A 22,620-nucleotide genomic window follows, 5' to 3' on the forward strand; every position below is an offset into this window, starting at 1 on the left:
CGACGCCGTCCGCACTGGCCCGGACAGGCCCGAAGGAGACACGTCATGCGCAAGACACTCGCCACCGGCCTGAGCGCCGGTGTCCTGTTCGCCGCCGCCGCGGCCGTACTGCCCGCGACCGCTGCGACCGCCGCCACCGGTGAGGCGACGCTCTCGGTCCTGCACGCCGTCCCGGACGTCACCGTCGACGTCTACCTCGACGGCGAACGTGCCATCGACGACTTCACCCCCGGCACCCTCGCCGGCCCGATGATGGTGCCGGCCGGTGCCCACCAGCTCGCCGTCACCGCCGCGGACGCCACCGACGCGTCCGAGCCGATCATCGGCCCGGCGGACGTCTCGTTCGACGCGGGTGGCAACTACACCGCCGTCGCGCACGACGCCACCGACGGTTCGCCGACCGCCACGGTGTTCACCAACGACACTTCGGCCGTCGCGGCCGGGCAGGGACGCCTCGTCGTCCGGCACGTCGCCGCCGCCCCTGCTGTCGACGTCCTCGCCGGTGGTGAGGCTGTCGTCTCGAACCTGTCGAACCCCGACGAGCAGGCACTCGAACTGCCGGCCGGCACCGTCTCGGCGAGCGTCGCCGCGGCCGGGACCACAGACCCGGTCATCGGCCCGGCGGACGTCGAGATCGCCGCCGGCTCGTCCACCATCGTCTACGCCTGGGGCAGCCTGGACGACTCGAACCTCGCACTCGCCACGCAGACCATCTCGGACCTGGGTGGTGCGCCGAACGGTGTCCCTGCCGGGAACGCGGGTCTCGTGGCCACGAACGACCAGGGCCCCCTGCCCCTGGTCGGCGCAGCGGCGGCCGCCCTGGCCGCCGCTGCCGCAGTCGGGGCCGTCGTGCTCCGTCGCCGGAACGCAGCGACCCAGCGCTGACCGTGCAACGCCCCGTGCGGTCCGCCACGGTGACGCTCGTCGTCGCCGTGGCGGCCGCCGCCCTGACCGGGTGCTCGTCGGCCGGGACCACCCCCGGCGGGCAACCGTCCGTCCTGACGACCAGCGCACCGCGCCCGACCCCGGTCCCGTCGGCGTTCTCGACCGAGGTGCCGCAGCAGACCGCCACGATCCCCCCGGTCCGGCGGGCCGCCGCTCCGACCACGATCACCGTCGACCACGCCGGGATCACCGCGCCCGTCCGTCCCGAGGGGGTCGACGAGGACGGTGCCATGGCGCTCCCGCCGGACCCGGCGACCGCCGGCTGGTACCGCTTCGGTGCCGCGCCGTCGTCCGACGAGGGAACCGTCGTCATCGCGGCGCACGTCGACGCCGTCGGGTACGGCGTCGGTCCGTTCGCTCGGCTCCGTGGCGCACCGTCCGGCACCCGGGTCACCATCACCGACACGGCCGGCGCCGAGACCACGTGGCGGATCGACTCCGTCAGCATGCTCGAGAAGCAGGGCCTCGCCTGGGGCGACGTGTTCCGTGCCGACGGACCTCGGCGGCTCGTCCTGGTCACCTGCGGCGGGACGTTCGACGCAGCCACCGGACACTACGAGAGCAACCTCGTCGTCACCGCGGTCCCGGTCTGACGGTGGCGACGATCCGCCCCCTACGATCGGATCGTGGTCGACGACGACCGCACCAGCGACAGGAAGACGTGACGATCAGCCTCCCGGACGACGGCGAACTCGCGGACGCGTTCCGCGAGGGGAGCGAGCACGCCCTGCGCGCCGTCTACGAACGGTGGTCGTCGCTCGTGTACTCCCTGGCGCTCCGGGCACTGGCCGACCCGGCCGCCGCCGAGGACGTCACGCAGCAGGTGTTCGTGAAGGCCTGGCAGCGGAGCACGAGCTACGACCCGACCAGGGCACCACTCGGCGCCTGGTTGGTCGGCATCACCCGGAACTGCATCGCCGACGCGCGGAACGAGCGACGCCGGCACGCCAGCGCCGCGGACCCGGAGGTCGTGGAGGAGACCACGCCGGCGCCCGAACCGGCCTTCGACCTGGCCGAACGGGCACTCGTGGCGGGTGAACTCGACCGGCTCGACGAGGTCCCGCGTCGGGTGATGCGACTGGCGTTCTACGACGACCTCAGCCATCGTGAGATCGCCGAACGGCTCGAACTGCCGCTGGGCACCGTCAAGAGCCACATCCACCGAAGTCTGGCTCGGCTCCGAACACGTCTGGAGGTGATCGAATGAAGCACGTCGACGACGAGACACTGGCGATGCTCGCGGTCTCCGACGAGGTGGCCGAGGACGCCGTCGCCGAGCACCTGGCGTCCTGCGCCCGGTGCCGCGACGAGGTGGCCGTGCTGCAGCGGGTCGCCGCGGTCACCCGGGCGTCCGAGGACGTCGAGCTGGCCGCACCGCCGGAGCACGTGTGGGAGCGGATCGCGGCCGAGATCGCCCGGACGCCCCAGCACGCTGCGGCACCGGCACCGGCACCGGCACCGGCACCGGCCACCGAACCCGAGCGCGCGCCCGGCCGCGAACCCGGACAGGCACCCGCGCCCGCCGCCACGTCGTCCGAGCTGCGGCACCACGCCGCGTCCCGCCGACCCCGGTCGCGTCCGCGTCGACGCCGTGCCCTCGCGGCGGCCATCGCCGGTGTCGGCGTCCTCGCCGTCGTCCTCGGCATCGGCGTCGCGTCCGGGGTCGTGCCCGGACTCCCCCGCGGCGACACCGAGACCGTCCTCGCGAACACCGAGCTCGATGCCCTGCCCGGCTGGTCCGGCACCACCGGCACGGCCGAACTGGAACGCGACCAGGACGGTCGGGTCACGCTCGTGGTCGACCTGCACGGTGAGCGCGGTCGCTCCGGCACCGGTCCGCTGCGCGAGGTCTGGATGATGCGCGCGGACCTCGCCGGCCTGGTGAGCGTCGGGTACCTCGACGGCGACCGTGGCCGCTTCACGGTGCCGGCGGGTCTCGACACCGAGCGGTTCCCGGTCGTGGACGTCTCCGCCGAGGCCGACGACGGGGATCCGGCACACTCCGGCGACTCGATCGTCCGGGGCACCCTGACCGATCCCTGAGCGTGTTCGTCCCCCGAAATTGCCAGCTGTGACGTATTCGAGACCTCCAGACGCGCAACGGGGGTCGATCCTCCACCGCTTTATCTCATGAGCGTGTTAGCGTGGCGCGCATGTCCGACACCACCACCGTCGTCTCGCCGGCATCTCCGGCGACCGCAGCACCTCTCCGTGAGGTCGGCGCCCTGATCCGGGGCGCCCGCAAGGGCCGCAGCATGACCCAGGCCCAGCTCGCCGAACGCGTCGGCACCAGCCAGAGCGCGATCAACCGCATCGAGCAGGGCGGTCAGAACCTGTCCCTCGAGATGCTCACCCGCATCAGCGACGCCCTCGACCAGCAGATCGTCTCGATCGGCGGCGCCCCGCAGCGTGCCCACCTGCGCGTGCAGGGCGGCCGGAAGCTCAGCGGCTCCATCGCGGTGAACTCGAGCAAGAACGCCGCCGTGGCGCTGCTCTGCGCCTCGCTGCTCAACCGCGGTGTGACCCGTCTGCACAAGGTCGCCCGGATCGTCGAGGTCGACCGCATCATCGACGTGCTCCGCAGCCTCGGCGCGAGCGTCACGTGGTCCGAGGACGGCGAGACCCTCGAGATCGTCGCCCCCGACGACCTGCGCCTCGACGCGATCGACGCCGACGCCGCCCGCCGCACCCGCAGCGTGCTCATGTTCCTCGGCCCGCTCAGTGGCCGGTACGAGTCGTTCCGCCTGCCCTACGCCGGCGGCTGTGACCTCGGCACCCGCACGGTCGAGCCACACCTCATCGCACTGCGGCCGTTCGGCGTCGACGTCGAGGCGACCTCCGGCTGGTACGAGGTCGACGTCGCGAACCAGGCCGTCCCCACGAAGTCCGTCGTCCTCACCGAGCGCGGCGACACCGTGACCGAGAACGCGATCCTCGCCGCTGCCGCCCGCGACGGCGAGACCGTCATCCGGAACGCCAGCCCCAACTACATGGTGCAGGACCTCTGCTTCTTCCTCGAGCTGCTCGGCGTGCAGATCGAGGGCATCGGCACCACGACGCTCCGCATCACCGGCAAGAGCCGCATCGACGAGGTCGTGGACTACTGGCCCAGCGAGGACCCGGTCGAGGCGATGAGCCTGCTGACCGCGGGCATCGTCACCGCGTCCACCCTCACCGTGACCCGTGCGCCGATCGAGTTCCTCGAGATCGAGCTCGCCACCCTGGCCGAGATGGGCCTGCTGTTCGACGTCAGCGAGGAGTACGCCGCCGCCAACGGCCGCACCCGCCTCGTCGACATCACGGTGCACCCGTCCGACCTGCACGCCCCGATCGACAAGATCCACGCGATGCCGTTCCCCGGGCTGAACATCGACAACCTGCCGTTCTTCGTCGTCATCGCGGCCATGGCCGAGGGCACCACGCTCGTGCACGACTGGGTCTACGAGGGCCGGGCGATCCACCTGCTCGACCTCACCCGTCTCGGCGCGAGCGTCACCCTGCGCGACCCGCACCGCCTCGACGTCACCGGCCCGACGCACTTCTCCGGCGCCGAGATCAGCTGCCCGCCGGCACTCCGGCCCGCCGTGGTCATCCTGCTGGCGATGCTCGCGGCGAAGGGCGAGAGCGTCCTGCGCAACGTCGGCATCATCGCCCGTGGCTACGAGCAGCTGCAGGAGCGCCTCAACTCGCTCGGCGCGTCCATCGAGACGTTCCACGACTGACGCTGGTCCCCCGCTGGACACCGGTGTTCGCCGGTTGAACACGCGCAAACCGCGGTTCAACACGCGAACACCGGTGTTTTGCGTCCCCCCGTCCCCGCAAGTGGGGACGGACCGTCACCTGTTCTGCGGGGTCCCCACGGGCCTCCAGGCCGATGCCCAGGAGCGCTCCATGCGCCGCCCAGCCCGACCGTGCTGGATGGGCAGATGGCCACGAGATCACTCCTGACCGTCCCCCTGCTCATCACGGTCGCCGCAGCGGCCGTGGCGTGGGCCGTGCTCGGCCCCGCCGCCGCGCTCGCCTTCGTCGCGCTCGCGTTCCTCGAGATCGCGATGGCCGCGGACTCGTCCGTGCCGATGGCCGGCATCGCCGGGCGCCTGCACTCACCCGCCCGGCGGCTGTTCCTGTCGCTCGGCATCGTCGCGGGCGTCCTCGCGATGCGCCTGCTGCTGCCGCCGGCGGCGGTCGCGGTCGGTGACGCGACCGACCCGGCGAGCTCCGTCGAACAGGCGGTCTTCGCACCCGGCTCGTTCTCCGCGCACCTGGCCGAGGTTCGCCCGGCCCTCGCCGCCTTCGGCGCCGCGTTCATCTGGCTCGTGTTCGCCGAGTACCTGTTCAACACCGACCGCGCGTCGCGCAGGTCGTGGCTCGGCCGCCTGGAGGCCCGACTCGCCTCCGTCGCGCGCCCGCGCGTCTGGTCGCTGGTCACCGCTCTGACGGGGGTCGTGGTCACCTCGGTCCTCATCGGGTCACGTTCCGGGTGGGCACCCGGCGCACTGCTGCCGATTGCCATCGGCGGGATCGCGGGCATCGCCGCCTACCTCGCGTCGAAGCGCATCGCCGGATGGGCGCTGCGCGGGGGCGGCGGTGCCGGAGGATCGGACACCGCGTCGATCGGGGTCGGCCGCGGTGCCTGGCGCATCCACCTCTACGCGTCGACCGTCGTGTTCGAGCGGGGGCTCGTGGTGTTCATGCTGTTCGAGATCCTCGACGGCGTGTACAGCCTGTCGGGGTCCGGGCCGCTCGGGTCGGACGGGCTCGGGGCGCTCGAGCAGGCCGCGGTCGCCATCGGTGCGATCGGCGTCGGGGCGGTGTTCCTGGCACGGCTGACCTCGCACGTCGACCAGGCTGCGGGACTCAAGCGGCTGCGGTACCTGAAGGCAGGGGCGGCGTACGTGCTCGGCGTGCTGGCGGTGCTGCTGTGGGCGAGCCTGCTCGTGCCGATCCCGGGCATCGTCGTGGGGTGGTTCGGGACCGTCGTGATCGGGTCGGCGCTGGTGACGTCCCTGCCGTGGCGGGCGTGGTGGCGGCGGGTGGTGCGGCGGCCGCGGGCGGTGTGACGCGGCGGGTGGTGTGGCGCGTCGTGCGCTGTGGTGCGGCGCGTCGTTCGGCTGTTCTGGAAGGATCCACCGTGGATCGGCGTTGACTGGCGGGTCGGACGACGATCGGAGTGCACGTGCTGGGACCGGAACTGGTGGTCGTGCTCGGCCTCGCCATCGCACTGACGGCCGCCGTCGCCGACCGCATCCGGGTCGCACCACCCGTGCTGCTCCTGGTGTTCGGCGCGCTGCTCGGGCTCGTGCCGGAGTTCGCGAACGTCGAGCTCCCGGCCGAGGCGGTCCTGCTCCTCTTCCTCCCGGCGCTGCTGTACTGGGAGAGCCTGACGACGTCGCTCCGCGAGATCCGCAAGAACCTGCGCGGCATCGTCCTGATGGGCACCCTGCTCGTCGTGGTCACCGCCGGCGCGGTCGCCGTCCTGCTGCACCTGCTCGGCATGCCGTGGGGCCCGGCCTGGGTGCTCGGTGCCGCGGTCGCCCCGACCGACGCGACCGCGGTCGGCGTGCTCACGAAGATGCTGCCCCGGCGGAACGTCACGGTGCTCCGCGCCGAGAGCCTCGTGAACGACGGCACCACCCTCGTGGTCTACGGCATCGCCGTCGCCGTGACCGTCGGCACGCAGGAGCTCACGTTCTGGGGTGTGTCGGGCATGCTCGTGCTCTCCTACATCGGCGGGGTCGCCGCCGGACTCGCCGCCGCCTGGATCGGCACGATGGTGCTGCGGCGCGTCGACACCGTGGTCCTCGAGAACCTCGTCACCCTGCTCGTCCCGTTCGCCGCGTTCCTCGCCGCCGAGGCGATCGAGGCCTCCGGGGTGCTCGCGGTGGTGGCGGCCGGCATCGTCGTGAGCCAGGTCGGCCCGAAGCTCGACCGCGCCGAGACCCGGCAGCAGGTGCGCGCGTTCTGGTCGTTCCTGACCTTCCTGCTCAACGGCGCACTGTTCGTGCTGGTCGGCATCGAGGCGATGGTCGCCGCACGCGCACTCGACCCCGCCGACCTGCTGCGCGGGACCGGGATCGTCTTCGCGGTCGCCGTGCTGCTCGTCATCGTGCGGTTCGCGTTCCTGAACGCCGCGGGCGGGACCATCTGGCTCGTCACCCGGCGCACCGGCGGAGAACCGCGCGAGGGGCACCGCGACCGGCTCGTCAGCGGGTTCGCCGGGTTCCGGGGCGCGGTGTCGCTCGCCATGGCCGTCGCCGTGCCACGCACGCTGGAGTCCGGTGGCGACTTCCCCGAGCGCGACCTCATCGTCTTCGTCACCGCCGGGGTGGTCATCGTCACGATCGTCGGGCAGGCCCTCGTGCTGCCGGCCGTCCTGCGCCGCGCCGCGCTGCCCGAGGACGAGTCCGTCAGCGAGGAACGTCGCTACGCCGAACGCACCGCGATCGAGGAGGCGCTCGACGCGCTCCCCCGTCTCGCACGGTCGACCGGAGCCGATCGTGCCACGGTGGATCGACTGCGGAAGGACTACGAGGCCCACCTCGACGTGATCGAGGCCCGCGAAGGGGACGACGACGACCACCCCGCGCTGCAGCGGCACGACAACGCGGTCGCCCTCGAGCTCGCACTCGTGCAGCACAAGGCGAGAACCCTCTTGCGCTTGCGGGACGCCGACGAGATCGACGACCTGGTGCTGCGCCAGGTGCGTGCCGGGTACGACGCCGAAGAGGCACGGCTGGACGGCATGGAGTCGGTGGCTTCGCCGCCCACGTCGTCGTAGGGCGATCCGGGGCACACCTGGTCGAAGCGGGCGTACCCGGTCTGTTGTTCCGACCAGGTACGCCCGTTTCCCGTTCCCATCGCGGCCGTCATGGGAAGGAACGCGCTCGCTCATGTGCGCCGCAGCAGCGCGACGCCAGGGTGACGCCCCGTCCAGCTCGACGTGTGCTCAGCGCGAGAGTCCGACCGACACGGCCGCGGTCGACGGACCACCGCACCGCTCGTCCTGGTCGCCCTGCTCGTCGCGGACCCAGCGCAGCGCGACCGATCGACTGAGGAGTAGACGGTCCTCTCGGTCGTAGACAGCGACCCGGCCCACGGTGGGGAGGCCGGAGTCTGCCGTCGTCCGCCAGACGGCACCTCCGGGCACGGGCGTGGGCGACGGCTCCGGCGCGACCTCGGCGGGGACCAGCGGTGGGTCCGACGGAGTCGGCGGCGTGCAGCGTGCTCCCCCACACGTGCGGACGAGAGCGACGTCGCTCAGGTCCCCGGCATCTCCGGTGACCGTGACCTCGACCGTGTTCAACCACCCGCTGGCGGTGCACGACGTCACGCCGAAGCTGCACACGGACACGACCGCAACGAGCACCAGGGTGCACCCGGCGCCGAGGATCGCTCGGACAGTCCACACGCGCCCATCCTGCACCGGGAACGCTACCCTGGCCGCAGTGATCCTCCGTCTCCCTCGGTGACCCACCGGGCACCCAGCACCACCGGTTCACCCCGCCGACGCGCGGGGGTGGTCTCGTGCGCCCGGACGGGGAACTCCACCAGGAGTTCCCCCGCCCGGCACACCATCCAGACCACCAGAGGAAGACACTCCATGACGACCACCGACCGGTCCGCCCTGCGCGCGGACTGCGGCAACTGCTTCGCGCTCTGCTGCACCGTCTTCGGGTTCCAGCGCTCCGCCGACTTCCCGATCGACAAACCCGCCGGTACCCCCTGCGACAACCTCGCAGACGACTTCTCCTGCACCATCCACCAGGCGCTGCGGCCGAGGGGGTTCCGGGGCTGCACCGTCTTCGACTGCTCGGGTGCGGGCCAGTACGTGTCCCAGACCCTCTACGACGGGGTCAGTTGGCGTGCGGACCCGGACTCCCGTGCGGAGATGTTCCGGGTGTTCCCGATCGTCCGCAGACTGCACGAGATGCTCTGGCACCTCGCCGAGGCACGGGACCGTGCGGTGACCCCGGACTCGGCAGACGACGCTGCCCTCCTCGCGCAGGAGATCCGCCGAAGCCTCGACGCTGGCCGTCCGACGCTCCTCGCGCTGGACGTGGAACCACTGCACGCTCGAGTGCGCGATGTCCTGGTCGAGGTGAGCGCCGAGGTCCGGGGCAGGTACTGCGCCGGCGATGCCGACGCTCCGGACGGCCTGCTGCGACCGGGGGCGGACCTCGCAGGTCGCGACCTCCGGGCGCGGTCACTGCGGGGGGCCGACCTGCGGGGAGCCACGGTGATCGCGGCGGACCTGCGCGGTGTCGACCTGTCCGGTGTCGACCTGCTCGGCGCCGACCTGCGGGATGCACGGGTCGACGGAGCGGACCTGTCCACGGCGGTGTTCCTCACACAGGCGCAGGTGAACGCGGCGCACGGAGACGACACCACGGCGCTCCCCCACGGTGTCGATCGACCGACGCACTGGACGTCGACGGTGGCGCCGGCGGGGCCGTGTCCGCCGAGACGGTGCACCGCACGCTGATGGCACTGCTGCAGTCGAACCTGGCCGCCGTCGCACCGACCGCGGAATGGACCTCGCGCTCGCCGGGGTGGCGATCCCCCGTGACACCCTCCCGGGCTCGGCCACCGCGGGTGCCGGCGCTTCCCGACGAACTGACCGCTCCTGGTCGCGCACCCTCGTCGCACGGACAGCGCTGGCCGCACCTTGCGAAGCCCGCAACCACACCGGCGCACGCTGGAGCGGACCGTGAGGAGTGCCCATGACCGCCGAACCGACCATCCGTCACCTGCACGACGCCCCGGAGGAGGTCTGGGACGACGCCCGCGGAAGCATCTCGTTCCGCACCGCGATCGGTGACGGCACGACCCCGACTGCGGACCTGTGCTCCGGGGTCGCGCTGATCGACCCGGGCGGCTGGCTCGCGCCGCACCGTCACCAGGCACCGGAGGTCTACCAGGTCCTGACGGGGCTGGCCGTGGTCACACTCGACGGCGAGGAACACGAGGTCCGCGGCGGGACAGCCGTCTTCATCCCGTCGAACTGCGAGCACGGCATCCGGAACACCGGCGACACCCCGCTGGAGCTCGTGTACGTGTACGCGGCGGACTCGGTGCTCGACGTCGAGTACTCCTGGTCCTCGGCCCAGGTCGAGTGACATCCGTTCTCATCTATAAATGTATTGCAACTCCTGCATACGTGACGTACGGTGGGCACATCCCAACCGCCGATCAGCAGGAGGTCACCATGGCCGAGCACGAGAACAGCGCCGAGCACACCATCGCCGAGCACACCCACCAGGACGGCTGCGGCCACGAGACGGTGCAGCACGACGACCACGTCGACTTCGTCCACGACGGTCACAAGCACGCCGAGCACGGTGACCACTACGACGAGCACTGATCCTCGGATCAGCACGGACGGCCCCGACGCGACACCGCGCCGGGGCCGTCGTCTTGCATGCACGTATGCGCGTGCGCTTACATGAGTGCATGTCAGACGGGATCGAAGCGGCGGCGGAGCTCTTCAAGGCGCTCTCCTCGCCCGCACGACTGCGCATCCTCGCGGTGCTGATCTCCGAGTCGTCCGATGTCGGGTCCCTGGCCGAGGCGACCGAACTCTCGCAACCCCTGGTTTCCCAGCACCTGCGGACCCTGCGACTCGCCGGCATCGTGCAGGTCGAGCGCATCGGACGGAACGCCGTCTACTCGCTGCACGACGAACACATCGCGCACATCGTCGGCGACGCGGTCAGTCACGTCACCGAGACCGAAGCGCGCTGACCCGGCGCCCATCACGGCTCAGCAGCAGTCGCAGCCGTCGCCCTCCCGCTCCCCCGTCAGCGCCGACACCGGCTGCTTGCAGGCGTCGCCGCGCCACGCCTCGAGTCCCTCGCGCACCGCGAACCCGACCACGACGAGCCCGGCCAGCGGATCGGCCCACCACCAGCCGAACACGCTGTTCGCCAGCAGGCCGAGCAGCACCGCCGCGGACAGGTAGCTGCAGATCAGCGTCTGCTTCGAGTCGGCGACCGCCGAGGCGGAACCGAGCTCGCGTCCGGTCCGCCGTTCCACCAAGCTCAGGAACGGCATGACCGCCAGGCTGACCGCGGCCAGGACGATGCCGACCGGACTGTGCTCCGGCGAGCGGACGCCCGTGAAGGTCAGGACGGCGTCGACGCTGACCACGAGCGCAAGACCGAAGAAGGAGACCGCGATCACCCGGAGCGCCGTCCGTTCCCGGGCCTCCGGGTCGCGACCGGCGAACTGCCACGCGACGGCGGCGGCTGACAGCACCTCGACGATCGAGTCGAGCCCGAAGCCGATCAGCGCGGTGGACGACGCCACCGATCCGGCTGCGATGGCGACGACGGCCTCGATCACGTTGTACGTGATCGTCGCCGCGACGATCCACCTGATCCGTCGCCGGAGCACGTCGACGCGGACCGGTGCGAGCGACACCCCAGCCGTGCTCACCGCTCGACCTCACAGCCGAGGGCAGTGACCCCGCCGTCGTCCACGACGTCGACCGCCAGCACCACGTCGACCAGGGACTCGAGCGCCGTCGTCAGGTTGCGGTCCGCGAGTTCGTACCGGGTCCGACGCCCTTCCGGTACCGCGACGACGATGCCGCACCCGCGCAGGCACGCCAGGTGGTTCGACACGTTCGTGCGCGTCAGGTCCAGTTCCTCTGCGAGCCGCGCCGGGTAGCCCGGCCCGTCGAGCAGTCGGAGCAGGATCCGGGCACGGGTGGGATCGGAGAGCGCTCGCCCGAGCCGGTTCAGGACGTCGAGACGCGGAGCAATGGTCAGCACACGCTGACTATAGGGCTCCCGGTGCCGGCGACACCAGCCTCAGAGCTCTTCACCACGCACCAGCGATCGGATCCCGGGGAGCGCTGCTCGCGCCGGGTCCGCCGCCTCGTCGACGATCACCGCGATGCCCACGAGCCGTGCCCCGCACCGCTCGACGAGGGCAGCAGTGGCGACGGCCTGGCTGCCGGTCTCCACCCAGTCGTCGACGAGCACGACCCGCTGACCGGATCCGACCAGGTCGGCACGCAGGGACAGGGTGCGGCGGTTCCCGCGGTAGTCCGGTCCGGTCTGCTGTTCGACGACGGGGCCGGGGAAGACCGTGCCGTCCTTCCGCACCGGGGCGAAGCCGACGCCGAGCGCCAGCGCGACGGCCGGCCCGAGCACGAAGCCGCGCGACTCCACACCGACCACGACGTCCGGACGGTCGTCCGCTGCCGTCGCGGCGATGCCCTCGACGATCGCGCGGAGCGCCACCGGTTCCCGCAGCATCGACCACGTGTCGGCGTCGCCGTCGATCCACCGGAAGTGCTCCAGGACGGCCCGGCGCCCCCGTTCGACCGCAGCTGCATCGCTCACGGACTCACCCTAGGCGTGCCGCACCTCCGGTTGGACGACGGATGGTGAGCAGGAACGGTCGGGTCCCCCTTCAGCACTCGACCGTTCCTGCTCACCAAGCGCCCGCGCCCGCGCCCGCGCCGGCGCCCGCGCCCGCGCCCGCGCCTAGCGCTTCAGGTTCGTCAGCTCCTGCAGCACCTCGTCCGAGGTCGTGATGATCCGCGCGTTCGCCTGGAACCCGCGCTGCGCCACGATCAGGTTCGTGAACTCCTGCGACAGGTCGACGTTCGACATCTCGAGCGTCCCCGCCGCGAGCGAACCCACGCCAGCGGAGCCGGGGCCGCCGACCGTCGCGCCGCCCGAGTTCGCGGTGGCCCGGTAGCCCGACGCCCCGGTCTTCTCGAGCCCGGCCGGGTTGGCGAAGGTGGCGAGGGCGATGCGGCCCAGCGCGAGCGACGCACCGTTCGAGAACGTGCCCGTGACGGTGCCGTCCTTCGAGATCGAGTAGCCCTGCAGCGCCCCGGCCTCGCGACCGTTCTGCGAACCGATCGCCGCGGTGTTCAGCGACGCGAACCCGGTCAGGTCGCCCATGTCGACGCGGATGCCGCCGACGGCGAGGGTCCCGCCGGCGGTCAGCTTGCCGTCGGTCCCGAAGGTCAACGAGGTCGTCGCCGTGGTGCCCTGACCGTTGCGTCCGGTCACGTCCCAGCCGGCGGCGGTGCGCGTGTAGGCGAGGGACATCGTGTGCTTGGCGCCCGAGGCGTCGTACACGGTTGCCTCGCGCGTGATGGTCTGGCCGACCGCTGTCTCGGACGGCAGGTTGCCGGCGACGGTGGCTGCGGTGGTGCGGACGGCCGGGGCGGCGGCCTCGAGCGGCAGCACGATGTCGGACAGCTGCCCGTTCTCGTTGACGACGCCGTTGGTGGCCGGGTAGCCCTGCACGATCTTGCCGTCGGCGGTGACGAGACGGCCGTTCGCGTCGAAGTCGAACGCACCGGCGCGGGTGTAGACGGTGTCGTTGCCCAGACGGGTGACGAAGAAGCCGTCGCCCGAGATCATCAGGTCGGTGGCCTTGCCGGTGGCCTGCGCGGAGCCCTGCGCGAAGTTCGTGGAGACACCCGCCACCTGCACGCCGAGGCCGATCTGGGCCGGGTTCGTGCCGCCGACGCCGGTCTGCGGTCCGCCGGCGCCCTGGGTCATCTGCGACAGGGTGTCCTGGAAGACGGTGGTCGAGCCCTTGAAGCCGACGGTGTTGACGTTGGCGATGTTGTTGCCGGTGACGTCGAGCATCTGCTGGTGGGAGCGGAGGCCGGAGATCCCGGAGTAGAGCGAGCGGAGCATGGTGCGTCCTTTCGGAGAGGCAGGAAGATCGAGGAAGAACGAGGAAGAACGGCGGAAGGAGGAGGGGGCGTCAGGAAGCCGGAGCGGTGGTGGTGATGCCGGAGATCACGTCGAGAGCGACCTCCTTCCCGTTCACGGTGACCGTGGGCACGCTGTTCGCGTACGACACGGCCGAGGCGGTCCCGGTGACGGGCTTGCCCGAGTCGGCGTCGGTGTAGCTGACCTGCTTGCCGACGAGGTTCGCTGCGGCGATGCGCATCTGCAGCGAGAAGTTCTCGTTCCCCGTCGTGGTCTGGTTGGTGATCTGCTCCATCATCGCGAGCTGCGTCTGCTGGCTGATCATCTGGTTCGTGTCCATCGGCGAGGACGGGTCCTGGTTCCGCAGCTGCGTGACGAGCAGCTTCATGAACACCTCGGAGTCCATCGTCTGGGACTTCTGGGATGCGGAGTTGGCGGCCAGGGCCGCTGCTTGCGCGGTCGGGTCCACGCTGCCGGTGATGCCGTCGATGGGCATGGTGTGTTCCTGTTCGTGAGCCGGATCAGGCGAGGACGTCGAGTCCCGCGGTGCGGATGGAGGGCGTGTGGGTGGTGGGCTGCGCGCGCGGGGTGACCCGCGCCTCCAGGCCGGGGTCGCCAGGAAGGACACGCGCGGCCGGACGCCCGTCGCGACCCGGCGCGTCCTGCGGCTGGTTCTGCGACGACAGGTCGAGGGTGGTGCTCACCCCGGTGCCGACCGCGTCGCGGCGGAGGTCCGGGAGGACCTGGCGGACGGCCTCACGGCCGGCGTCCGACGCGGCGAACAGCTCGACGTGCATGCCGTGCGCGGTGACGTGCGCGCGGACCGTGACCGGGCCGAGGCTGTCCGGCACGACCTGCACGGTGACCACGTGCTCACCGGGGCCGGCCTGCGCGAGCGAGAACACCGGCCGCGCCAGCTGCTGCGCGAGCGGTGCCGGCGCCGAGGGGGCGGCCGCGGAGGGCGCGCCGGCCGACGACGTCGCCACCACGAACGGCGCGTCGCCGCCGCGGGTCGGTGCCACGGCCGGGAGGCCCGGATCACCCGGCGTCGCCGCCTGCTGCTCCGTCCCGTGGCCGGCTCCGGAGCCGGTGGTGGCTGCCGGGGCGGTGGCCGCCGTGACGACCGGCGTCTGGGCCGTGGTCGCGATCGGGGTGCCGTCGTCGGTGCGCGTCGGCGCCGTGGCGGGGTTCACGGCAGCGGGGACGGTTGCGGGTGCGGTGGCGGCTGCTGCGGCCGTCGCGGGGGTGGCGCCCGCAGCGGTCGCGAGCGCCGTCGTGGCAGTCTGCCTCGCGGACGTGGTTGCCGGAGCGGTCGTCGTCGAGGTCGGCGCGGCGCCGGACTCCGACGCTCCGGGGGACGCCGGTGCCTGCTGCGTGGTGCCGAGGGCAGTGGCGGTGGCCGGCGTCGGTGTCGACGGGACCTGCTGCGAGGTCGCGCCGTCCACGATCGGCGTCGTCGCCGCAGTGCCGGCGGTCGCTGCGGCGGCGACGACCGTGGCGTGCGGGTCGCCCGCGGAGGTCTCGGCAGAGCGGACGGTGGGCTCGTCAACCGTCCCGCTCGTCGCGGGTGCTGCCGGCGCGATCGGGGTCGCCACGAGCCCGGCGGCGAGCAGCGCCTGCGCGTCGACCGCCTCGGTCACGGGCACCGGCTGGTCCGGCGTGGACACGGACGCAGACGGCGTGGCGGCGGCGCTGGGCGTCGCAGCAGAACCGTCCGCCGTGCGACCGTCGGCGTCGTCCCGCCCGGGGGCGCCGTCGCCGGGGCGCCGCTCGGTCGCGACCGCGGCGGTCAACGCGGCACCGAAGGTCCCGGCGGCCGCGGGATCGGTGGCCGGTCCACGGGTGGAGCCCGAAGTGGTGGGCACGGACGGCTGGGTGGCGATGGTCAGGCTCATGCGGCGCTCCCGGACTGCATCATGGACAGCAGTGCGGCGGTCTGCAGGTCGGTCGCCGAGCGCGCTGCCGACGCTGCCGAGACGGTCGGCGCGGAGTCGGCCGCGGGGGCCTGGTGCGCGGGGACGATCCGGCGGATGGTCGCGATGTCGCCCTCGGCGTACCAGTTGTCGACGATCCGGACGTCCTTGCCGGGGCGCGGGGCGTGCAGCACCTTGCCGTCGCCGACGTAGATGACGATGTGGCCCTCGCCCTTCGGGATGATGAGGTCGCCGGGCTGGGCGTCCTTCAGGGAGCCCACCTCGACGCCCATCTTCGCCTGGTCCGGCACGACCCGGGGCATCGTGACCCCGAGGTCCTTGAAGACCGTCTGCACCAGGCCCGAGCAGTCCATGCCCGCGGTCGTCTCCCCGCCGAACACGTACGGCACGCCGAGGTACTTCTTCGCGTCGGCGACGACGTCGGCCCCGGTGGCACCGCTGCCGGTGGCCAGGGTGCCGGCACCGGCGTCGACCGAGGTGGCGGGAGCGGCGGTCACCGGAGTGGTGGCACCGGCAGCCGCTGGCGCAGCGGTCGCAGCGGTGGCAGCGGTCGTGCCCCCCGCGGTGGCGAGGGCGTCCGCGAAGGCCGTCGACCCCGCGGCACCGCCGGCGGTCGACGTGCCGGGAGCGGCCGTGGCCGTCCCGCCGCGCAGGGTGTCGATCTGGGACCGGATCTCCGAGATCCGGGAGAGCACCGCTTCGACGCTCATCGGGCACCACCTTCCGTGCGGCGTCGTGCCGCGATCTCGTCGAGGGCGTTCTGTTCGGTCCGGAGTTCCTCGGCCGCATGCTGCGCGGTGTGCTTGCCCTCGAGCTTCTCGAGCCCGACGGCGGCGCGGCGGGCGGCGGTGTGGTCCTGCTGCGCCCGGTCGGCGTCGGCACGGCGGCTCCGCACGACGGCGTCGAGCTCCTCGAGCATCCCGCGGGTCGCTGCACGTGCCGCGGCGACGGCGCTCAGGGTCGCGGCGTCCTGGATCGGCTGGGCGTCCTCGCTGTCGGCGAGGCTCCGCCGGGCGGCGATCCGGGCGTCGGCGGCGTCGCGGACGCGTTCGTTCGCGGCGGCGAGGTTGGCGGCGGCACGGTCCTGTTCGGTGTGGCGCAGGCGCAGGAGTCCGGCGAGCGGGAAACGGCGGGCCATCACGACACCCCCAGCTGCTGCACGAGGCCACCGAGGCGCTGCCAGGACGCGTCGGCGGTCGCCCGCTCGTCCATGCCCTGGCGGAGGAACGCGTCGATCGCGCCCTGGTGGTCGACGGCGGCGTCCACGAGCGGGTTCGACCCGCGCTGGTACGCGCCGACGTCGAGCAGGTCCTGGGCTCCGGCACGGGCGGCCATCACCTTCCGCAGCACGGTGGCGGCGGCACGCTGCTCGGGTCGGGTGACCTTCGAGGCGACGCGGGACACCGAGCCCAGGGCGTCGACGGAGGGGAAGTGCCCGGTGATCGCGAGCTTGCGGTCCAGCACGACGTGGCCGTCCAGGATGCTGCGGGCCGCGTCCGCGACCGGCTCGTTGTGGTCGTCGCCGTCCACCAGCACGGTGTACATCCCGGTGATGCTGCCGACGCGGTCGGTCCCGGCGCGCTCGAGCAGTCCGGCGAGCACCGAGAACGTCGACGGCGGGTAGCCCCGGGTGGCCGGCGGCTCCCCCACGGACAGCCCGATCTCACGCTGCGCCATCGCGACCCGGGTGAGCGAGTCCATCATGAGCACGACGTCCTGGCCGGCGTCGCGGAACGACTCGGCGATGCGGGTCGCGACGAACGCGGCGCGGAGGCGCATCAGGGCGGGCTCGTCGGAGGTCGACACGACCACGATCGAGCGGGCGAGGCCCTCGGGTCCGAGGTCGTCCTCGAGGAACTCGCGCACCTCGCGGCCGCGCTCCCCCACCAGGGCGATGACGTTGACGGCCGCGTCGCTGCCGCGCGCGATCATCGAGAGCAGCGAGGACTTGCCGACGCCGGACCCGGCGAACAGGCCCATGCGCTGCCCCCGGCCGACGGTGGTCAAGGTGTCGAGCACCCGGACGCCGAGCTGCATCGGGGTGTCGATACGGGTGCGCGCCATCGCGTTCGGGGTGTCGTGGTCGAGCGGGACCCAGGTGACCGGTTCGCCGACGGGGCCCTCGAGCGGACCGCGGTCGTCGATCGGTCGGCCGAGCCCGTCGAGCACGCGACCGAACAGCCCGGATCCGGTGGGCACGAGCACCGGACGGCCGCTGGAACGTGCGGGCGTCCCGGCGGTGACCCCGGCCAGGCGGCCGAGCGGCATGCAGCGCACGCCCGAGGCGTCGGTCGCGACGACCTCGACGGCCGTCTGTTCGCCGTCCTCGGCGCCGACGGTGACGACCTCGCCGACGCGGGCGTCGAGGCCGGCGATCGTGAGCCCGAGGCCGACGGCACTCGTGACGACGCCGACCCGCGGGGGTGCGGCCTGGCGCAGCGCCTCGTCGAGGCCGCGCGGACGGAGCAGCGTGGCGGTCACCGGTCGGCTCCCGACGGTTCGACCCCGAGGGCCGTGCGGGCGCGGTCGAGTGCGGTGGCGATCCGGGCGTCGAGCATGCCGTCCGGCAGGTCGACGACGGCGTCGCCGTCGCGCAGCGCACGGTCGGCGACGACCGGCACGGGCAGGTCGAGGTCGGCGACGCGCGCAGCGTCCGCCGGGCTCAGCCGGACGGCCACCGGGACCGTGCGGTCGACGGACGCGAGCGCACGCCGGACGGTGGCCTCGGCGCCGGACGCGATCCGGGCCTCCCGTCCGTCGGCGGGGTGCGCGTCCGTCGTGTCGTGGGCTGGCCTGGAGGCGCGGACCACGTTCCCGACGATCGCCTCGGCCAGGTCGACTGCCGCGCTCGCGACGGATGCCTCGGCGTCCGCCAGGACGGGTGCGACCGTGGACAGCATCGCGTTCGTGGCGGCGTCGAGGACCGCGATCCGACGGGCCGTGTCCGCCTGCAGGGCGGCGATCCGCGCCGCGTGCTCGGCGTCGAGCCGGGCGCGCAGGGCGTCCGTCTCGGCCTGCGCGGCACGGAGCCCGGCGGTGTACCCGGCGGCGTGTCCGCGGACGTCCGCGCTGGACGCACGCTCGCGCTCGGCGGGGTCGACGAGCACCGGGAAGGCGACGCGCTGCACGACGGTGTCAGTCAACGAGCTCGTCCTCCTCGGCGCGGTGGACGGTGACGATGCCCTGGGCCTCGAGCTCGCGCACGGATCGGACGACCTCGGCACGGGCCTCCTCGACCTGCGAGACGCGCACCGGGCCCATGGCCTGCAGTTCGTCGTCGAGCAGTTCGCGGTTGCGCTCGGACACGTTCGCGCGGATCGTCTCGATGACGGGTCCGGCGGCGCCCTTCATGGCGGTCGCGAGGATCTTCGAGTCGATCCCGCGCAGGACCTGCTGGATGTCACGGGCCTCGAGCTTGACGATGTCCTCGAAGGTGAGCATGCGCGAGCGGATGTCCTCGGCGAGCTCCGGGTCGCGGGCCTCGAGTCCCTCGAGCACGGCCTTCTCGGTCGCGACGTCGGAGCGGTTGATGATGTCGACGAGGGGCGCGATGCCGCCGACGACCTCGACGCTCTCGCGGGGCGAGACGACGGCGCCGGCACGCTGGCGGAGCACCCCGGCCACGATGCCGACGGCCTCGGGCGTCGCGGTGCCCATCGTGGCGAACGCCTGTGCGACGTCGGTGCGGACGCGCTCGTCGACCCCGGCGAGCACGGCGCTGGCCTGGCCGGGCCCCAGGTGCGCGAGCACGAGGGCGATCGTCTGCGGCAGCTCGCCCTCGAGCAGCGAGATGACCTGGCCGGGTTCGGCGTCGTCGAGGAAGTCGAACGACTGGCCGGCCAGGTTCGAGGCCAGACGGTCCATCACGCCGGCTGCCCGCTCGGCGCCGAACGACGCCTCGAGCAGCCCGAGGGCGGTCTCCTTGCCGCCGCGCTTCTGCAGCCGGCCGCTCATGGTGATCCGGTGGAACTCCGACAGGGTCTGGTCGACGACGGTGTCCTCGACACGGCGCATCCGGACGATCTCGGCGGAGATCTCCTCGGCCTCCATCTCGGTGAACTGCTTCATCACCTCGGCGGCGCGGTCGGTCTCCATCTGCATGAGGATGAGCGCGACCTTCTGGGCGCCGGTCAGCGCGCGGTCGGTCGGGCCGGTGCCGCTGGTGTTCCCGGTGCCCCCGCCGCTCGGCATCAGCGCGCTCACACCGGTGCCCGGTCGTCGAGGAGCCCGCGCAGGAGCTCGGCGGTGCGCTTCGGGTCGCGCTCGGCCAGGGCGGAGATGTCCTGACGGCGGCGCTCGGCCGTGATCTCCTCGGTGGTCAGGACCTCGGTCGGCGGATCGCCCGCCGGCATCGCCGAGAGCACGGCGGTGGGGGCGTCACCGGCACCGAGCGTGACCCGGTCGCCGGTGCCGTCCATCGCGAGCGGCAGCTGGAACGTCTCGCCGGCGAAGGCGTCGAGTTCGCCGAGGTCGACGGCCTCGCGCTCCTGCTTCCGGTTGCGCCGGGCGACGAAGAACATGATCGCGATGACCGCGATGACGATGCCGATCACGATGCCCGCCGTGCGGATCGACGACCACAGGGCCTCCTGCTGGTCGGCCTTCTCCTGCGCTTCCAGCGCCTTGGCGGCCTGGTCCGAGGCGCTCGTGTCGAAGTCCATCATCGCGACCTGCACCTGGTCACCGCGGTCGCGGTCGACACCCGCCGCGGCGGACACCAGGTCGTTGATGCTCTGCAGGTTCGCGTTCTGCACGGCGTCGGCCTTCGCGTTCAGCGCGACCGAGATGGTCTGCCGGTCGAGCCCGCCCGAGGGGATCTGCGTGGTCTCGGTGGTGTGGTCGACGGCGTTGTTCTTGGTCGCCGACTCGTTCTTGTAGCCGTCGTCGCCGGCGCCGTCCGTCGCGGTGCCGTTCGGGACGGCGATGTTGTCCGGTCCGAGGACCCCGGTCGCACCGTTCCCCGCGCCGGCGCCCGCGCCGTACTCCTCGGTCGTGCTCGACTCGTTCAGCGCGACGGGGCCCGAGGTCGGGGCGGTGTAGCGCTCGGAGGTGCGGGTGCCGGACTCCTGGTTCATCGTCCCCGAGACCACGACGGTCGCGTTGCCGACCCCGAGCGTGGTGTCGAGCAGGTCCTGGATCTTCTTGCTCGTCGCGGCGTCGTAGTCGGCGGCCTGGTCGGCACCACTGCCGGTCGCGCCGGTGCCCACGGCGGACAGGGTCTGGCCCTTCGCGTCCACGACGGACACGTCGGTGGGCTGCATGCCCTCGACCGAGGCACTCGTCAGGTGCACGATGGCCTGGACCTGGTCGCTGCTGAGCTCGGTGCCGTTGTCCGTCGCGATGAACACCGACGCGGTCGGGTCCTTCTCCTCGGACACGAACACGGACTTCTCCGGGATCGCGAGCTGCACGGTGGCGGTCTGGACGCCGTCCATCGCGCCGATGGTCTTGGCGAGTTCGCCCTCCATCGCGCGCTTGTACGTGACGTCCTGCTGGAACTCCGAGCTCGTCACGCCCATGTCGTCGAGCAGCGAGTAGCCGCCCTCGTTCGAGGACGGCAGGCCGTTGGACGCCGCCTTGAGGCGCTCCGAGTACACCTGCGCCTGCGGCACGAGGATGGTCGCGCCGCCGTCGGTGAGCTGGAACGGCACACCGTCGGTCTGCAGCTGGTCGGTGATGGAGCTCGCGTCGGCCGCGGCCAGCCCGGTGAAGAGCGGCGCGTACGACGCCTTGCCGAGCCACGACGCGAGGGCGATCCCGCCGAGCACCAGCGCCGCGATCGCCAGGATCGCGATGGTGCGCTGGGCGGCGGAGAAGCCCTTCACGTACGCGCTGAGGCGCGCGAAGACGTTCTTGACGGCGACGGGCATCAGGCCTGCATCCTCATGATCTCGTTGAAGGCGTCGACGCCCTTGTTGCGGACGGCGGAGACGAGCTCGAGCGTGACCTGCGCGCGGGTGGCGGCGATGGTGGCGTCGTGGATGTCGTCGAGGTTGCCGGTGACGGCCTTGAGCGCGAGGGTCTTCGAGTCGCTCTGCAGCGACTGCAGCCCGTCGACGGCGTTGCCGAGGCTCGCGGCGAACCCGCTGCCGTCGGTCGTCGCACCGGCGGCACCGGTCGCGCTCGTGCTGTCGCTCGACGTCCCTGACACACTCGTCAGGGCGTTCGTCATCGCGTTGGTGGTCACACCGTTGACGGCGTCGATGGGCATCAGTTCTTCCCGATCTGCAGTGCCGCCTCGTAGGCGGTCTTGGCACGGTCGACCACGGCGGCGTTCGCCTGGTAGCCGCGCTGGGCCATGATGAGGTCCGCCATCTGCGTGCCGAGGTCGATGTCGGGCATGCGGACGTAGCCCTCCTCGTTCGCGAGCGGGTGGTCCGGGTCGTAGGTCACGCGGCCGGCGGCGCTGCCGAACGCGGCGCCCTTGACGTAGGCGCCGGAGACGCCGTTGCCCTCCTGCACCTCGACGTAGCGCGCCTGGAACGCGGTGTCGTCCATCGACGTCACGGTGTTCGCGTTGGCGATGTTGTCCGAGACGGCGTCGAGCCACTTCCGGTGCACGGTCAGGCCGGTGCTCGCGATGCCGATCGCGTCGAAGGTCGTCACGAGTTCGTCCGCATCGCCGCACGGACGCTGGTGAGCTCGGAGTTCATCGCCTGCGTGGCGAACTGGTACCGCAGCACGGTGTCGATGTTCGACAGCGTCTCCTCGTCGAGGTTGACGTTGTTGCCGTTCGTGTTCGTCGGCTCGAGGCTGCGCGCCATCGTCGGCGTGGTGGCGCCGTCGCCGTCCACGATCGACTTCGCGAGTGCGTCCTCGAACTGGACCTTCTCGGCGTGGTAGTTGGTGGTGTTGATGTTCGCGATGTTGTTCGCGATCACCTTCTGGCGCATCGACAGGCCGTCGAGTGCGCTCTGCAGCGCGACGCTCGTCACGGAATCGAACACGAAGGGGTCCCCTCGTCAAGGCGCATCATCGTGGTGACGACGTCGCCGTGCGGTGGTGGCCGATCCCTGGCCGAACTGGTGAGCGATCCGTGCTCGTGTGGCGCTATC

General features: G+C 72.3%; 26 protein-coding genes. 11 read left to right on the plus strand and 15 right to left on the minus strand.

Translation table 11 applies throughout. The annotated features are described in order from the left end of the window. Positions 1 to 45 precede the first annotated feature (45 nt). The 11 genes from KK087_RS10695 (at position 46) to KK087_RS10745 (ending at position 10,686) form a co-directional block, all read left to right on the plus strand. Positions 46 to 885, plus strand: a complete 840-nt coding sequence (locus KK087_RS10695) for a DUF4397 domain-containing protein (protein ID WP_214531345.1) — start codon at positions 46 to 48, stop codon at positions 883 to 885. Positions 886 to 899: 14 nt separating this feature from the next. Continuing rightward, positions 900 to 1,538, plus strand: a complete 639-nt coding sequence (locus KK087_RS10700; RefSeq protein WP_214565174.1) for a class F sortase — start codon at positions 900 to 902, stop codon at positions 1,536 to 1,538. Positions 1,539 to 1,606: 68 nt separating this feature from the next. After that, positions 1,607 to 2,152, plus strand: a complete 546-nt coding sequence (locus KK087_RS10705; RefSeq protein WP_214565176.1) for an RNA polymerase sigma factor — start codon at positions 1,607 to 1,609, stop codon at positions 2,150 to 2,152. Next, on the plus strand, positions 2,149 to 2,988 hold the full coding sequence (locus tag KK087_RS10710; protein ID WP_214565178.1) for an anti-sigma factor: 840 nt from the start codon (positions 2,149 to 2,151) through the stop codon (positions 2,986 to 2,988). Before KK087_RS10705 ends, KK087_RS10710 begins: the two co-directional genes overlap by 4 nt. A 110-nt stretch (positions 2,989 to 3,098) precedes the next feature. Further along, a complete protein-coding gene (locus KK087_RS10715; RefSeq protein ID WP_214531349.1) occupies positions 3,099 to 4,667 on the plus strand; it encodes a type II toxin-antitoxin system RelB family anti-toxin in 1,569 nt (522 codons plus the stop codon). A gap of 204 nt (positions 4,668 to 4,871) precedes the next feature. Continuing rightward, positions 4,872 to 6,005 (plus strand): DUF475 domain-containing protein, encoded by a 1,134-nt coding sequence (locus tag KK087_RS10720; protein ID WP_214531350.1) that lies wholly within the window; start codon positions 4,872 to 4,874, stop codon positions 6,003 to 6,005. A gap of 116 nt (positions 6,006 to 6,121) precedes the next feature. After that, positions 6,122 to 7,723, plus strand: coding sequence for a Na+/H+ antiporter (locus tag KK087_RS10725; RefSeq protein WP_307858353.1), 1,602 nt, complete (start codon positions 6,122 to 6,124; stop codon positions 7,721 to 7,723). An 822-nt stretch (positions 7,724 to 8,545) separates the two neighbouring features. After that, positions 8,546 to 9,427, plus strand: a complete 882-nt coding sequence (locus tag KK087_RS10730; protein WP_214565180.1) for a pentapeptide repeat-containing protein — start codon at positions 8,546 to 8,548, stop codon at positions 9,425 to 9,427. A gap of 238 nt (positions 9,428 to 9,665) precedes the next feature. Then, positions 9,666 to 10,061: a cupin domain-containing protein gene (locus KK087_RS10735; protein WP_214565182.1), complete on the plus strand. Its 396-nt coding sequence runs from the start codon at positions 9,666 to 9,668 to the stop codon at positions 10,059 to 10,061. Beyond that, positions 10,058 to 10,306, plus strand: a complete 249-nt coding sequence (locus tag KK087_RS17420; RefSeq protein ID WP_250901003.1) for a hypothetical protein — start codon at positions 10,058 to 10,060, stop codon at positions 10,304 to 10,306. The genes KK087_RS10735 and KK087_RS17420 overlap by 4 nt, the downstream gene beginning before the upstream one ends. Positions 10,307 to 10,395: 89 nt before the next feature. Further along, positions 10,396 to 10,686 carry an ArsR/SmtB family transcription factor gene (locus KK087_RS10745; protein WP_214531355.1) on the plus strand — a complete coding sequence of 97 codons (291 nt, stop codon included), beginning with the start codon at positions 10,396 to 10,398 and terminating at the stop codon, positions 10,684 to 10,686. Between the two features lie 18 nt (positions 10,687 to 10,704). On the opposite strand, the gene KK087_RS10750 is transcribed toward KK087_RS10745, so the two are convergent. From KK087_RS10750 to KK087_RS10820, 15 genes are all read right to left on the minus strand, one after another. Continuing rightward, the gene (locus KK087_RS10750) at positions 10,705 to 11,379 is read right to left on the minus strand and encodes a cation diffusion facilitator family transporter (protein ID WP_214531356.1); all 675 of its coding nucleotides are present in this window, start codon (positions 11,377 to 11,379) and stop codon (positions 10,705 to 10,707) included. Then, positions 11,376 to 11,717: a Cd(II)/Pb(II)-sensing metalloregulatory transcriptional regulator CmtR gene (gene cmtR / locus KK087_RS10755; RefSeq protein WP_214544353.1), complete on the minus strand. Its 342-nt coding sequence runs from the start codon at positions 11,715 to 11,717 to the stop codon at positions 11,376 to 11,378. The genes KK087_RS10750 and cmtR overlap by 4 nt, the downstream gene beginning before the upstream one ends. Positions 11,718 to 11,756: 39 nt before the next feature. Then, positions 11,757 to 12,293 carry a phosphoribosyltransferase family protein gene (locus tag KK087_RS10760; protein ID WP_214565185.1) on the minus strand — a complete coding sequence of 179 codons (537 nt, stop codon included), beginning with the start codon at positions 12,291 to 12,293 and terminating at the stop codon, positions 11,757 to 11,759. 144 nt (positions 12,294 to 12,437) lie between these two features. Then, the gene (locus KK087_RS10765) at positions 12,438 to 13,613 is read right to left on the minus strand and encodes a flagellar hook protein FlgE (protein WP_214531359.1); all 1,176 of its coding nucleotides are present in this window, start codon (positions 13,611 to 13,613) and stop codon (positions 12,438 to 12,440) included. Positions 13,614 to 13,683: 70 nt separating this feature from the next. Beyond that, the gene (locus tag KK087_RS10770; RefSeq protein WP_214531360.1) at positions 13,684 to 14,127 is read right to left on the minus strand and encodes a flagellar hook assembly protein FlgD; all 444 of its coding nucleotides are present in this window, start codon (positions 14,125 to 14,127) and stop codon (positions 13,684 to 13,686) included. A 25-nt stretch (positions 14,128 to 14,152) separates the two neighbouring features. Continuing rightward, positions 14,153 to 15,526, minus strand: a complete 1,374-nt coding sequence (locus KK087_RS17670; RefSeq protein ID WP_214565187.1) for a flagellar hook-length control protein FliK — start codon at positions 15,524 to 15,526, stop codon at positions 14,153 to 14,155. Then, complete coding sequence (locus KK087_RS10780) at positions 15,523 to 16,275, minus strand: C40 family peptidase (protein ID WP_214565189.1); 753 nt, start codon at positions 16,273 to 16,275, stop codon at positions 15,523 to 15,525. Before KK087_RS10780 ends, KK087_RS17670 begins: the two co-directional genes overlap by 4 nt. Further along, entirely contained in the window at positions 16,272 to 16,703 is a 432-nt protein-coding gene (locus KK087_RS10785) for a flagellar FliJ family protein (protein ID WP_214565191.1), read from the minus strand. Before KK087_RS10785 ends, KK087_RS10780 begins: the two co-directional genes overlap by 4 nt. Continuing rightward, positions 16,703 to 18,046, minus strand: coding sequence for a FliI/YscN family ATPase (locus KK087_RS10790; RefSeq protein ID WP_214565192.1), 1,344 nt, complete (start codon positions 18,044 to 18,046; stop codon positions 16,703 to 16,705). Before KK087_RS10790 ends, KK087_RS10785 begins: the two co-directional genes overlap by 1 nt. Further along, complete coding sequence (locus KK087_RS10795; protein WP_214565194.1) at positions 18,043 to 18,708, minus strand: FliH/SctL family protein; 666 nt, start codon at positions 18,706 to 18,708, stop codon at positions 18,043 to 18,045. Before KK087_RS10795 ends, KK087_RS10790 begins: the two co-directional genes overlap by 4 nt. Next, positions 18,701 to 19,768 carry a flagellar motor switch protein FliG gene (gene fliG / locus KK087_RS10800; protein WP_307860038.1) on the minus strand — a complete coding sequence of 356 codons (1,068 nt, stop codon included), beginning with the start codon at positions 19,766 to 19,768 and terminating at the stop codon, positions 18,701 to 18,703. Before fliG ends, KK087_RS10795 begins: the two co-directional genes overlap by 8 nt. After that, entirely contained in the window at positions 19,765 to 21,435 is a 1,671-nt protein-coding gene (gene fliF / locus KK087_RS10805) for a flagellar basal-body MS-ring/collar protein FliF (RefSeq protein WP_214565196.1), read from the minus strand. Before fliF ends, fliG begins: the two co-directional genes overlap by 4 nt. Next, positions 21,435 to 21,776 (minus strand): flagellar hook-basal body complex protein FliE, encoded by a 342-nt coding sequence (gene fliE, locus KK087_RS10810; protein ID WP_214531368.1) that lies wholly within the window; start codon positions 21,774 to 21,776, stop codon positions 21,435 to 21,437. The genes fliF and fliE overlap by 1 nt, the downstream gene beginning before the upstream one ends. Further along, positions 21,776 to 22,171 (minus strand): flagellar basal body rod protein FlgC, encoded by a 396-nt coding sequence (locus tag KK087_RS10815; protein WP_214531369.1) that lies wholly within the window; start codon positions 22,169 to 22,171, stop codon positions 21,776 to 21,778. The genes fliE and KK087_RS10815 overlap by 1 nt, the downstream gene beginning before the upstream one ends. Then, on the minus strand, positions 22,168 to 22,512 hold the full coding sequence (locus tag KK087_RS10820) for a flagellar basal body protein (protein WP_017886135.1): 345 nt from the start codon (positions 22,510 to 22,512) through the stop codon (positions 22,168 to 22,170). The genes KK087_RS10815 and KK087_RS10820 overlap by 4 nt, the downstream gene beginning before the upstream one ends. Between the last annotated feature and the right edge of the window lie 108 nt (positions 22,513 to 22,620).

It is taken from the genome of Curtobacterium aurantiacum, from assembly GCF_018598555.1.
Lineage (GTDB): Bacteria > Actinomycetota > Actinomycetes > Actinomycetales > Microbacteriaceae > Curtobacterium > Curtobacterium aurantiacum.

Excerpts from the sequence above, each read along its gene's own strand:
- KK087_RS10695 (WP_214531345.1), top strand. The coding sequence starts at position 46 with ATGCGCAAGACACTCGCCACCGGCCTGAGCGCCGGTGTCCTGTTCGCC.
- KK087_RS10710 (WP_214565178.1), top strand. The coding sequence starts at position 2,149 with ATGAAGCACGTCGACGACGAGACACTGGCGATGCTCGCGGTCTCCGAC.
- KK087_RS10715 (WP_214531349.1), top strand. The coding sequence starts at position 3,099 with ATGTCCGACACCACCACCGTCGTCTCGCCGGCATCTCCGGCGACCGCA.
- KK087_RS10720 (WP_214531350.1), top strand. The coding sequence starts at position 4,872 with ATGGCCACGAGATCACTCCTGACCGTCCCCCTGCTCATCACGGTCGCC.
- KK087_RS10730 (WP_214565180.1), top strand. The coding sequence starts at position 8,546 with ATGACGACCACCGACCGGTCCGCCCTGCGCGCGGACTGCGGCAACTGC.
- KK087_RS10735 (WP_214565182.1), top strand. The coding sequence starts at position 9,666 with ATGACCGCCGAACCGACCATCCGTCACCTGCACGACGCCCCGGAGGAG.
- KK087_RS10745 (WP_214531355.1), top strand. The coding sequence starts at position 10,396 with ATGTCAGACGGGATCGAAGCGGCGGCGGAGCTCTTCAAGGCGCTCTCC.
- KK087_RS10765 (WP_214531359.1), bottom strand. The coding sequence starts at position 13,613 with ATGCTCCGCTCGCTCTACTCCGGGATCTCCGGCCTCCGCTCCCACCAG.
- KK087_RS10770 (WP_214531360.1), bottom strand. The coding sequence starts at position 14,127 with ATGCCCATCGACGGCATCACCGGCAGCGTGGACCCGACCGCGCAAGCA.
- KK087_RS17670 (WP_214565187.1), bottom strand. The coding sequence starts at position 15,526 with ATGAGCCTGACCATCGCCACCCAGCCGTCCGTGCCCACCACTTCGGGC.
- KK087_RS10780 (WP_214565189.1), bottom strand. The coding sequence starts at position 16,275 with ATGAGCGTCGAAGCGGTGCTCTCCCGGATCTCGGAGATCCGGTCCCAG.
- KK087_RS10785 (WP_214565191.1), bottom strand. The coding sequence starts at position 16,703 with ATGGCCCGCCGTTTCCCGCTCGCCGGACTCCTGCGCCTGCGCCACACC.
- fliF (WP_214565196.1), bottom strand. The coding sequence starts at position 21,435 with ATGCCCGTCGCCGTCAAGAACGTCTTCGCGCGCCTCAGCGCGTACGTG.
- fliE (WP_214531368.1), bottom strand. The coding sequence starts at position 21,776 with ATGCCCATCGACGCCGTCAACGGTGTGACCACCAACGCGATGACGAAC.